This window comes from Streptomyces sp. NPDC002835, from assembly GCF_053591995.1.
This window is the reverse complement of record NZ_JBSFUW010000004.1, coordinates 166,789-178,389: the sequence shown is the minus strand read 5'-3', so window position 1 is coordinate 178,389 and position 11,601 is coordinate 166,789. Positions and strand designations below refer to the sequence as shown.

The 11,601-nt window shown below is 71.7% G+C and carries 9 protein-coding genes; 6 read left to right on the top strand and 3 right to left on the bottom strand.

The window, feature by feature from the left end; all coding sequences use genetic code 11:
- Positions 1-120 precede the first annotated feature (120 nt).
- From ACWD01_RS06405 to ACWD01_RS06390, 4 genes are all read left to right on the top strand, one after another.
- A complete protein-coding gene (locus tag ACWD01_RS06405) occupies positions 121-363 on the top strand; it encodes a hypothetical protein (RefSeq protein WP_451158681.1) in 243 nt (80 codons plus the stop codon).
- Between the two features lie 93 nt (positions 364-456).
- Positions 457-1,278 carry a hypothetical protein gene (locus ACWD01_RS06400; protein ID WP_451158679.1) on the top strand — a complete coding sequence of 274 codons (822 nt, stop codon included), beginning with the start codon at positions 457-459 and terminating at the stop codon, positions 1,276-1,278.
- Between the two features lie 26 nt (positions 1,279-1,304).
- The gene (locus ACWD01_RS06395; protein ID WP_451158677.1) at positions 1,305-3,236 is read left to right on the top strand and encodes a fumarate reductase/succinate dehydrogenase flavoprotein subunit; all 1,932 of its coding nucleotides are present in this window, start codon (positions 1,305-1,307) and stop codon (positions 3,234-3,236) included.
- On the top strand, positions 3,233-4,003 hold the full coding sequence (locus ACWD01_RS06390; RefSeq protein ID WP_451158675.1) for a succinate dehydrogenase/fumarate reductase iron-sulfur subunit: 771 nt from the start codon (positions 3,233-3,235) through the stop codon (positions 4,001-4,003). The genes ACWD01_RS06395 and ACWD01_RS06390 overlap by 4 nt, the downstream gene beginning before the upstream one ends.
- Positions 4,004-4,039: 36 nt before the next feature.
- Here the strand turns inward: ACWD01_RS06390 and ACWD01_RS06385 are convergent, their stop codons facing one another.
- Positions 4,040-5,137 carry a hypothetical protein gene (locus ACWD01_RS06385; RefSeq protein WP_451158673.1) on the bottom strand — a complete coding sequence of 366 codons (1,098 nt, stop codon included), beginning with the start codon at positions 5,135-5,137 and terminating at the stop codon, positions 4,040-4,042.
- Between the two features lie 88 nt (positions 5,138-5,225).
- Between ACWD01_RS06385 and ACWD01_RS06380 the strand changes: the two genes are divergently transcribed.
- Positions 5,226-7,298 carry a TPM domain-containing protein gene (locus ACWD01_RS06380; protein WP_451158873.1) on the top strand — a complete coding sequence of 691 codons (2,073 nt, stop codon included), beginning with the start codon at positions 5,226-5,228 and terminating at the stop codon, positions 7,296-7,298.
- Between the two features lie 55 nt (positions 7,299-7,353).
- Positions 7,354-8,064, top strand: a complete 711-nt coding sequence (locus ACWD01_RS06375; RefSeq protein ID WP_451158671.1) for a PspA/IM30 family protein — start codon at positions 7,354-7,356, stop codon at positions 8,062-8,064.
- A gap of 313 nt (positions 8,065-8,377) precedes the next feature.
- On the opposite strand, the gene ACWD01_RS06370 is transcribed toward ACWD01_RS06375, so the two are convergent.
- Together ACWD01_RS06370 and ACWD01_RS06365 are read right to left on the bottom strand one after the other, a co-directional pair.
- Entirely contained in the window at positions 8,378-10,960 is a 2,583-nt protein-coding gene (locus tag ACWD01_RS06370; RefSeq protein ID WP_451158669.1) for a SpoIIE family protein phosphatase, read from the bottom strand.
- Between the two features lie 147 nt (positions 10,961-11,107).
- Positions 11,108-11,524, bottom strand: coding sequence for an ATP-binding protein (locus ACWD01_RS06365; RefSeq protein WP_451158871.1), 417 nt, complete (start codon positions 11,522-11,524; stop codon positions 11,108-11,110).
- Between the last annotated feature and the right edge of the window lie 77 nt (positions 11,525-11,601).

Sequence of the window (11,601 nt, the reverse complement as noted above, 5' to 3'; positions counted from 1 at the left end):
GCGCCGGCGACTCATGCGCCGGGAATGCCCGTACGTCCCCTTCACAAGGGGGGATGTGACGCGCGACACTCGCAGGCGCATGAACGACGCCACCGCACCCTGCGGAAGTGAGGGCAAGTCATGTCACACCAGGAAGAGCTGGCGGCGGTCCAGAGCCGCCTCGACGAGCTGGTCCGACGTGTCGGACAGCTGGAGCAGACCGTCGACCGGCTGCATGCCTCGGGCCCGGCCGCGGCGCCCGCCGCTCCGGCCGCCCCGGTCCGTACCGAGCTGGTCACCATCCCCGACGCCCCGTACGACAACGCCCTGTGGACGGACTCGGACGACGAGGGGCTGGGAGTCCGCGACCGGCACGCGCCCTGACCCGCGCGGACGGCAGGACCGGCCCGCAGCAGCGGGCCGGTGAGGCCGCCGGCCGCGTCCACACTCCCGATCCCACGCCACCCGGAGCCTTCGTTGGCCACTGGTACGGAACCACCACACGTCAGTACGGGCGTGCACGAGGCCACGCGCGCCGCCATCGGCCCCCGCCATCTGCGGACGGACCGCTGGTGGCTGGCCCCGGCCCTGACCGCCGCCGGTCTGCTCGCCTTCATCGTCTACTCGACGTGGCGCGCCTTCGCGAACGCCCACTACTACGCGGCGCCCTACGTCTCCCCGTTCTACTCGCCCTGCCTGGCGGAGAACTGCGAACCGATGCGCTCAGGCCCCAACTGGGAGATCTTCGGGAGCTGGTGGGGCCTGTCCCCCGCGCTGCTGATCCTGATCTTCCCGCTCGGTTTCCGGCTGACCTGCTACTACTACCGCAAGGCCTACTACCGGGGCTTCTGGGCCTCTCCCCCGGCCTGCGCCGTCGCCGAGCCGCACAAGAAGTACACCGGTGAGACCCGCTTCCCGCTGATCCTGCAGAACATCCACCGGTACTTCTTCTACGCGGCCGTGCCGGTCGCCCTGATCCTCACCTACGACACGGTGCTGGGCTTCCGCGACGAGAACTACGAGTGGGGCCACATGGGTCTCGGCACCCTCGTCCTCCTGGTCAACATCGTCCTGATCTGGGCGTACACCCTGTCGTGCCACTCCTGCCGGCACATCATCGGCGGCAGGCTGCGGCACTTCTCCAAACATCCGGTGCGCTACCGCCTCTGGGGCTGGGTCAGCAGGCTGAACGCCCGCCACATGCAGCTCGCGTGGGCGTCCCTGTTCAGCGTCGCGCTCGCCGACTTCTACGTCTATCTCGTCGCGTCCGGCGCCTTCGACGATCCGAGGCTGTTCTAGATGGCTGTTGCAGAGGGAAGGACCCGATGACCGAACTCGAACGGCAGCAGTGGGACGTCGTCGTGGTGGGGGCGGGCGGCGCGGGCCTGCGCGCCGCGATCGAGGCGCGTGAGCGGGGCGCCCGTACGGCGGTGATCTGCAAGTCCCTGTTCGGCAAGGCGCACACGGTGATGGCCGAGGGCGGCATCGCCGCCTCCATGGGCAACGTCAACGCGGGCGACAGCTGGAAGGTCCACTTCCGCGACACCATGCGCGGCGGGAAGTTCCTCAACCAGTGGCGGATGGCGGAGCTGCACGCCCAGGAGGCGCCCGACCGGGTGTGGGAGCTGGAGACCTGGGGCGCGCTCTTCGACCGCACCAAGGACGGCCGGATCTCGCAGCGCAACTTCGGCGGCCACGAGTACCCGCGCCTCGCCCACGTCGGCGACCGCACCGGGCTCGAACTGATCCGCACCCTCCAGCAGAAGATCGTCTCGCTCCAGCAGCAGGACAAACGCGAACTCGGCGACTACGAGGCCGGGCTCAAGGTCTTCCAGGAGTGCACGGTCACCCAGGTTTTGAAAGATCGCAGTCTGAAGGACGACGGCAGGGTGTCCGGGGTCTTCTGCTACGACCGGGAGACGGGCCGCTTCTTCGTCCTCGAGGCCCCTTCCGTCATCGTGGCGACGGGTGGCATCGGCAAGTCCTTCAAGGTGACCTCCAACTCCTGGGAGTACACCGGCGACGGGCACGCCCTGGCGCTGCTGGCGGGCGCCCCGCTGCTCAACATGGAGTTCGTGCAGTTCCACCCGACGGGCATGGTCTGGCCGCCGTCGGTGAAGGGCATCCTGGTGACCGAGTCGGTCCGCGGCGACGGCGGGGTGCTGCGGAACTCCGAGGGCAAACGGTTCATGTTCGACTACGTGCCCGACGTCTTCAAGGAGAAGTACGCGCAGTCGGAGGAGGAGGGCGACCGCTGGTACGAGGACCCGGACAACAACCGCCGTCCTCCCGAGCTGCTGCCCCGTGACGAGGTGGCACGGGCCATCAACTCCGAGGTCAAGGCGGGCCGCGGCTCCCCGCACGGCGGGGTGTTCCTCGACGTCTCCACCCGGATGCCGGCCGACGTCATCCGGCGCCGGCTGCCGTCGATGTACCACCAGTTCAAGGAGCTGGCGGACGTGGACATCACGGCGGAGGCCATGGAGGTCGGCCCCACCTGCCACTACGTGATGGGCGGCATCGCCGTCGAGTCCGACACCGCCGCCGCCCTCGGCGTACCCGGGCTGTTCGCCGCCGGTGAGGTCGCCGGCGGGATGCACGGCTCCAACCGCCTCGGCGGCAACTCCCTGTCCGACCTGCTCGTCTTCGGCCGCCGCGCCGGCCTGCACGCCGCCGAGTACGCCCAGCGGCTCCCCGCGCGCCCGGTCGCCGACGAGACCCAGATCGACGCGGCGGCGGCGGAGGCGCTGCGCCCGTTCAGCGCGGAGGCCCCGGAGGAGGGACGGACCCCGGAGAACCCGTACACCCTGCACCAGGAGCTCCAGCAGACGATGAACGACCTGGTCGGCATCATCCGCCGGGCGGGCGAGATGGAGCAGGCGCTGGAGAAGCTGGCCGAACTGCGGGTCCGGGCGATCCGCGCGGGCGTCGAGGGCCACCGGCAGTTCAACCCCGGCTGGCACCTCTCCCTGGACCTGCGGAACATGCTGCTGGTCAGCGAGTGCATCGCACGGGCGGCGCTGGAGCGCACCGAGAGCCGCGGCGGTCACACCCGCGAGGACTTCCCCGGCATGGAGCGCGAATGGCGCCGCACCAACCTGGTGTGCCGGCTGGCCCCCACGGCCGGCGACGACCCGGCGAGCGCCCGGATCCAGCTGGAACGGAAGACGACAGAGCCCATCCGTGCCGACCTGCTCGCCCTCTTCGAGAAGGAAGAGCTGGTCAAGTACCTCGCCGAAGAGGAGCTGACCGAGTGAGTGCGTACCGAGCCCACTTCAGGGTCTGGCGGGGTGACCAGGACGGCGGCGGCCTCGAGGACTTCACCGTCGAGGTGAACGAGGGAGAGGTCGTCCTCGACATCATCCACCGCCTCCAGGCCACCCAGGTGTCCGATCTCGCCGTCCGCTGGAACTGCAAGGCCGGCAAGTGCGGATCGTGCAGCGCCGAGATCAACGGCCGGCCGCGGCTGCTCTGCATGACCCGTATGTCGGTCTTCTCGCGGGAGGAGACGATCACGGTCACCCCGTTGCGCGCCTTCCCCGTGGTGCGGGACCTGGTCACCGACGTCTCCTTCAACTACGCCAAGGCCAGGGAGATCCCGTCGTTCGTGCCGCCCCCGGGGGTGGCGGCCGGTGAGTACCGGATGCAGCAGATGGATGTCGAGCGGTCGCAGGAGTTCCGCAAGTGCATCGAGTGCTTCCTGTGCCAGGACACCTGCCATGTGGTGCGCGACCACGAGGAGAACAAGCAGTCCTTCGCCGGTCCGCGCTTCCTGATGCGGGTGGCCGAACTGGACATGCATCCGCTGGACTCCGCCGCCGAGACCGGCATCGACCGCAGGACGACGGCGCAGGACGACCACGGGCTCGGCTACTGCAACATCACCAAGTGCTGTACGGAGGTCTGCCCGGAAGGCATCAAGATCACGGACAACGCGCTGATCCCGCTGAAGGAACGGGCCGCGGACCGCAAGTACGACCCGCTGGTGTGGCTGGGCAGCAAGATCGGGCGCCGGGAGGGCTGACCGCTCGGGCCTACCCCCGGCCGGCGGGACGGCGCGTCAGCACCATCCTTCGCGGTAGGCCCGCCAGTCGCCCTCCTCCGCCGCGAAGTCCACGTACAGCGCGACGCCGAAGCGTTTCCGGTCGCGGTCCGTGCGCCCGAGTCCCAGCCGGGTGCCGCGGACCGCGGCCGCGACCGTCTCCGCGTTCTCGTGGTGGCCCAGGTCGTCCTCGTGGAAGAACGGCAGCCCCATCAGCAGATCGGTGCTCTCCGGCGTGACCTCGAGCGCCAGCTCCGTCTGGTGCGCCACATAGCCGCCGTACATGAACTCCAGCGGCATCCAGGTGTCGTACGACATGACCGCGATCTGGTCGACCCGCCGCGCCACCTCGCCGAAGAACTCCTGCGACCACCACTTCTCGCGTCCCGTGACGGCCGCGTTCACGCTGTGGGCGGCGGGCAGCGGGTCGATCTGGTGGGCGGCGATCGACAGCTGGACGTTGCGGCCCAGCGTCAGGGCGCGCAGCGCGTCGAGCAGCGTCAGATAGTCACGGTCGTCGGAGAGCAGCGGCTCGAGGTCGAAGTGGACGCCCTCGAAACCGGCGTCGAGGATCTGTCCGGCGGAGACCACAATCTCCTCGCGCGACTTCTTGTCGTCGAGACGCAGCCCGTCCGGGCCGTCGTTGGCGAGTACGTCGCCGAGCCACGCCTGGACCCGTATGCCCGGCATCTCGCGGTGCACGGCGTCGATGAACCACCGGGCGCGGGGGTAGCGGTCGGCGGGCAGCGTGCCGTCGTGCTCCAGGGGGCCGGCGTGCACATAGAGATCCTTGATGCCGGTGCCGCGGATCCGCTCCGCGAAGTCCTTCACGTCCGCGTCCTTCTTGCGGCCGTCCACCCACGCGTGGCCGAGCCAGATCGCGTCCTTGCCGCGGGTACGGGTGCCGTCCTGGAGGTCGCCGGCGTAGCTGCCGCGCAGCGCGACGGCCGCGGCGGCGGGCGGGACGAGCAGGACCAGCGCGAGGGCGAGGGCGATCCTCTTGGGCCACTTCAGCCGCGGGCTCCGCCGGCGGCGCCGCAGAGCCGCGGTCCGCCCGTCCGTTTTTCCTCCCGCTCCGTTCCCTGTCTCTGTTCCTGTGCCGTCGTTGATCTCCATGCGGTGCAGGACTGCTGACGGGGTGGCCGCGGTTCCGGACGGCGCCGGGTCGCGGCGGGACAGAGCGCGACTTAGCCTCCAAAATGTGATGCGAACAGCCGCCCGGATCCTCCTCGCCGTGCTGACGGCGGCCTGGTGGCTGGTCGTGCCCGCCGCCGGCACCGTCGCCGCCGACGATCCCCTGGACCTCTCCAGGCAGGGTCAGATCACCGACCGTGTGGGCGCGCTCGGCGACCGCGAGGCGCAGGTGTCCCAGGCCCTCGACCGCCTCTACGCCGAGCAGCGGCTGCAGCTCTTCGTCGTCTATGTGACCGACTTCTCCGGGCGCTCCGCCCAGGAGTGGACCGCCGCGACGGCCACCAGGAACGGTCTGGGGCAGCAGGACGCCCTGCTCGCCGTCGCCACCCGCGACCGGCAGTACGCGTACTGGGTCGACAACGCCTCACGCCTGACCGACGCCCAGCTGGCGGAGGTCGCGGCGACGGCCGTGGAGCCCGCGCTGCGGCAGAACGACTGGGCGGGCGCCGCGATCGGCGCCGCCGACGGCTACGGCGCGGTGCTGGCCGGCGAGCCCGTACCGAGGGTGGACATCACCCCCGGCGAGGCCGACCCGGGCGGCGGCGCCGGTACGGGCGCGGGCGACCTGGTGCTGCCCATCGCGCTGCTCGGCGGCGCCGGCGCGTTCGCCGCGTACGCGTACACGAAGCGCAGGCGGCGCACGGCCACCCGCACCACTCCCCGGGGCGGCCAGGAGGGCTGGGGCGCGCCGGAGCATCCGCCGCTCCCCGAACTGGACGCCAAGTCCCGGCAGGCGCTGGTGGACACCGACGACGCCGTACGTACGAGCCAGGAGGAACTCGGGTTCGCCTCGGCGCAGTTCGGGGACGAGGCGGCACGGCCGTTCCAGGAGGCGGTGGCGCACGCGCAGCAGGAGCTGACCGCCGCCTTCCGGCTGCGTCAGCAGCTCGACGACGCCTACCCCGAGGACGACGCCACCCGGCGCAGGATGCTCGAGGAGATCGTCGCCCGCTGCTCGGAGGCGAATCGCCGGCTGGACGCCGAGTCCGAGGAATTCGACCGGCTGCGGGACCTGGAACGGAACGCCCCGCAGGCCCTGGCCGCCGCCGAGGCCGCCCGCCGGGACGCCGACGGCCGCGTCGTCAGCGCCGAGGCCACCCTCGGCGTGATGCGCGAGCGGTACGCGCCCTCCGCGGCGGCGCCCGTCGCGGACGACGTCGAGCAGGCCAAGGACCGGCTGGAGTTCGCGACGAGCAGCCTCGGCCGGGCCCGGGAGGCCGTTGACGCCGGCGACAACGGCCGGGCCGCCGTACGGGTACGGGCGGCGGAGGCGGCCGTCGCCCAGGCCACCCGGCTCATCGAGGCCGTCGACCGCCGGGCGCGGGAACTGGCGGAAGCGGCCGGGAAGCTGCCGGGCGCGCTGACCGAGACGGAGGCCGACCTGGCAGAGGCACGCGGGCTGGTCGAGGGGACGAAGGAAGGCGCGTCGACGGCCACGCTCCAGGGCCGGATCGCCCGCGCCGAGTCGGTCGTCGCGGAGGTGCGCGGCGCGACGGAGGCCGGTCCGTACGACCCGATCGACGCGCTGCGCCGGGTGGAGGAGGCCGACGCCGGGCTGGACGAGGCCCTCGCCGGCGTCCGGGAACAGGAGCAGGGGACGCGGCGCGCCCGGGCGCTGCTGGAGCGGGCGATGCTCGGCGCACGCTCCGGCATCGGCGCGGCGGCCGACTACATCACCACCCACCGCGGCGCCGTCGGCAGCGAGGCCCGGACCCGGCTGGCGGAGGCCCAGCGGCGGCTGGAACGGGCGGAGGCGCTCGCCGGGGACGACGACGCGAAGGGCGGCGATCCGCAGACCGCGCTGGCGGAGGCGCAGCGCGCGGACTGGCTGGCGCAGCAGGCGCAGAGCCTGGCGGAACACGACGTACGCGGATTCGGGAACCCGTACGGGCCGGGCGGTGTATCAGGAGTGGGCAGGCCGGGAGGCGGACTCGGGGGCGCGGTGCTCGGCGGGATCCTGCTCGGCGGAGTGCTGGGCGGGGGGCGGGGGCGTGGCGGGTTCGGTGGCGGGGGGTTCGGCGGTGGTCCCGGCAGTTTCGGCGGGGGCGGCACCCGGGGGCGGATGGGCGGAGGGCGGTTCTGAGGCGTTTCCGTGTGGTCTTTCCGTATGGCGTTCACATCCTCCAAGGAGCAGTGGCATGACCAAGCAGACCGTTCTCGGGCGGGTGGCCCAGTTGGCGAAGGCCAACATCAACGCGTTGCTCGACCAGGCCGAGGATCCGCAGAAGATGCTCGACCAGCTGATCCGCGACTACACGAACAACATCGTGGCGGCGGAGCAGGCCGTGGCGAGCACCATCGGCAATCTGCGCCTCATGGAGCAGGACCACGAGGAGGACGTGGAGGCGGCCCGCGAATGGGGCACGAAGGCGCTGGCCGCCAGCAGGAAGGCGGACGAGCTGCGGGGCTCGGGGCAGCCGGCGGAGGCGGACAGGTTCGACAACCTGGCGAGGGTGGCGCTGGGCAGACAGGTGCAGGCCGAGCAGGAGGCGAAGACCGCGGAGCCGACGATCGCCTCCCAGACGGCGGTCGTCGACAAGCTCAAGTCGGGGCTGGAGCAGATGAGGGCGAAGCTGGGCCAGTTGCAGGCGAAGCGGGACGAGCTGGTGGCGAGAGCGAAGTCCGCGGAGGCGCAGAACCGGATGATGGACGCCGTGAAGAGCGTCGACGTCCTCGACCCGACGAGCGAGCTGCACCGCTTCGAGGACAAGGTCCGGCGGGAGGAGGCGAGGGCGCTGGGGAAACAGGAACTGGCGGCGTCTTCGCTGGACGCGCAGTTCGAACAGCTGGAGGGGATGGGGGACGCGGCGGAGATCGAGGCGAGGTTCGCTGCGCTCAAGGGGGCGTAGGGGTGGGTCCGGGTGGCGCCTGCGGCGGGCTTGTCCCCAACCCTCCCCTTCCCGAGACCGGGGCAGGCCCCGGACCCCGGTGACCGCCCTCCGGGCGGCGGGCCGGGCTCCGCCCGGGCCCGGTACCGCGCTCCGCGCGGTGGCCTCAAACTCCCCCTACGGCCTGGCGGCCGTGGGTGGGGGCACCTCCCACGCCGCCAGGCGTAGGGGGAGTACCCCCAGGCCGGGCTGACTGCGACAGCCTCGCCGGCGATTGAGGCCCGGGTCCGGGCAGAGCCCGGTTCGGGAAGGGGCGGGTAGGGGAACTCCCCCCTCAGAACATGCTGAGCAGCTGCTCCACCGTCGGCTCCGCCGACCCCTCCCCGTCCGGCAGCGCCAGCTCGAACCACACCGTCTTGCCGCGCGGCGTCCGCCGCGAGCCCCACGCCGCGCTCAGCAGGCCGACCAGTTGCAGGCCGCGGCCGCCCTCGTCCGTGTCGCGGGCGCGGCGGCGCCGGGGCTGGACCAGGCCCGCGTCCCAGACCTCGCAGACCAGCGTCCGGTCCCGCAGGAGCCGGAGTCTGATCTCGCCCTCGCCGTAGCGCAGCGCGTTGGTGACGAGCTCGCTGACGAGGAGTTCGACCGTGTCGATCAGGGCTTCGAGGCCCCAGGCCGTGAGCTGGCCGCGGGCGAGCTCACGGGCGCGGCCGACGGAGCGGGGCTCGCGCGGCAGGCGCCAGTCGCCGACGGCCTCGGCCGGCAGGCCCTGGATACGGGCCATCAGCAGCGCGATGTCGTCCTCGCCGTGCCGCGTGTCGAGCGCTCCGAGCACGTGGTCGCAGACGTCCTCCAGCGGGCGGACCGGATCGGTGAGCGCGGTGCGGAAGGCCCGTAGGCCCTCGTCGAGCGGGTGGTCGCGGGACTCGACCAGGCCGTCGGTGTAGAGGGCGAGGAGGGAGCCCTCGGGCACTTCGACCTCCACCTCCTCGAAGGGTTCACCGCCGACGCCGAGCGGCATCCCGGGCGGCACGTCGAGCAGCAGCGCCTCCTCCCCCGGTTCGACGAGCACGGGCGGCAGATGGCCGGCGTTGGCGAAGGTGCAGCGGCGGGTGACCGGGTCGTAGACCGCGTAGACGCAGGTGGCGAGGTAGACCTCGGAGAGGTCGGCCTCGCGGGAGGCGTGGGCGACGCGGGACGGGACCTGGGCGCCGCCCGGGGGCCGTCCGGACTTGGCGGGGCTGCCGAGTCCGCGGGCGATCTCGTCGAGCGCGGAGAGTACTTCCGCCGGTTCCAGGTCCAGCAGCGCCAGCGTCCGTACGGCGGTGCGCAGTTCACCCATGGCGACGGCCGCCCGCAGCCCGCGGCCCATCACGTCGCCGACGACCAGCGCGGTGCGGTGGCCGGGCAGTTCGATGACGTCGAACCAGTCGCCGCCCACCTCTGTCGCGGCGGCGCCGGGGAGGTAGCGGCAGGCGATGTCGAGTCCGGCGGCCTCGGGGTCGCCGGGCGGCAGCAGGCTGCGCTGGAGGATGAGGGCGCGCTCGTGCTCCCTGCGGTACAAGCGGGCGTTGTCGATGCAGACGGCGGCGCGGGCGGCGAGTTCGACCGCGAGCGCCCGGTCCCGCTCCCCGAAGGGTTCGCTGCCCTTGGCACGGGAGAACTGCGCCAGTCCGACGACGGTGTCGTGCGCCACCATGGGCACGGCCAGCGTCGACTGGACGAGGCTGCCGTCCTCCCCGGGGACCGTCCGGACGCGGGCGGTGCGCAGGGCCCCGGCGCACGGGGAGTTGAACGGGTAGCGGTGGACCTCGCCGACGGCGGTGGGGGCGCTGCCCTCGGCGACGCAGCCCGGGGTGGTCATCAGGGGGGCGTCGGAGACGGCGCTGGCGAAGGCGACGCGCCGCAGTTCGGCGCTGCCCCCTCCGAAGCTCTCCGAGCGCGCGGATCCCCACTGTCCGGGCGGGGCCTCCTCGCCGGTCAGCAGCCCTTGGTACAGGTCGACGGAGGCGAGGTCGCAGAAGCCGGGGACGGCGACGTCGAGGAGTTCGCGGGCGGTCGTCTCCAGGTCGAGGGAGTTGCCGATGCGGGCGCTCGCCTCGTTGAGAAGGGCGAGGTTGCGCCGGGCGTTCGCGGCTTCCCGGGCGGCGATGTGACGGCGTGTGACATCGGTGCCGAGCCCGGCCACGCCGACGGGCCGGCCGGAACCGCCGTGCACACGGTAGAGGTTGACCGACCAGTGCCTGCGGTCGGTGCTTCCGGGCACCGTACCGACGATCTGGAGGTCGGTGACGGACTCCCCGGTCTCCAGGACACGGCGCAGGGCGGCGTCCATCCGCTCGGCCTCCGGGCGGGAGAGGTAGTCGTGGACCGTGCGGCCGCGATGGTCCTCCGCGGAGCCGCCGAAGACGGTGGCGAAGCGCCGGTTGGCGCGCTCCACGGTGAGATCGGTGCCGAAGAGCAGGAAGCCGAAAGGAGATTGGCCGAAAATCGCCTGCGATGCGGCGAGGTCGGACTCGATCCTGCGCAGCGCCCGGACGTCGACGACGATGCAGAGCGCGGCCTGTTCGCCCAGGAGCGTCCGGCTGGGCATCACATAGATCTCGGCGAGGCCGTGCGTCCGGCCGCCTCCCGGCATCCGGAACGGGACGAGTCCCGTCCACTCCTTGCCGTCGAGGACTTCGGCGATCCGGCGGTGGCCCCGCGGACGCAGCTCCGCGGGCATGAAGACCTCGACCGGGTCCTTGCCCCTGACCTCGTCGGCGGTGATGCCGAACAGTTCCACGGCCCGGTCGCTCCACTGGTCGACCAGTCCGTCGTGACCGATCGAGAAGGAAGCCACCTTGATGTAGTCATAGATCGAGCCAGGCGGGCTGCTCTGCCATACGACATCGCTCGCCGTCTCAGGTATTTCGCTCACGCGACCGTCCCCTCCAGCTCACCCACCGGACCGGTCATGACCGCAGTATTCAGCACTACGGCTCCCACCGACACGGCGTTCACGATCACAGAGAGGTCTCGTTCGTTTTGAGCCGACTCAAGGCGTGATCGTCGTCCCTGAAGTCTTCTAACCAGCCAGAGCCAGCTCGAACCACACGGTCTTGCCCGTCCTGCCGCGACGCGTGCCCCAGCGGCGGGCGGAACAGGCAACCAGCTGCAGGCCGCGGCCGCTTTCGTCCTCCGACCGCGCGGACTTCTCGACCGGGGGATCCGGCAGCGGATCGGAGACTTCGACCCGCAGGACGGGCAGCGGGTCTCCGCTTTCCGGCCGGAAGAGCCGGACGGTGATCGGACCGGGGGTGTAGCGCTCGGAATTGGTCACCAGCTCGCTGACCAGGAGAACCGTCACATCTCCGACAGCGGCGTCCAGTCCCCATTCACCCAGTGTGTCGCGGACGGCATGACGGGCCGTGCGCACCACGTTCGGTTCGGCCGGAAAAGTCCACTCGGCGCATTCGCCTCTGGTGCCGATCACGCCGACCACTTCCCGATCACCACCGAAATCGTGTCCCATTTCAGGGGGGTTAATACGGACATACCCGTTTTGCGGCCCGGATTACC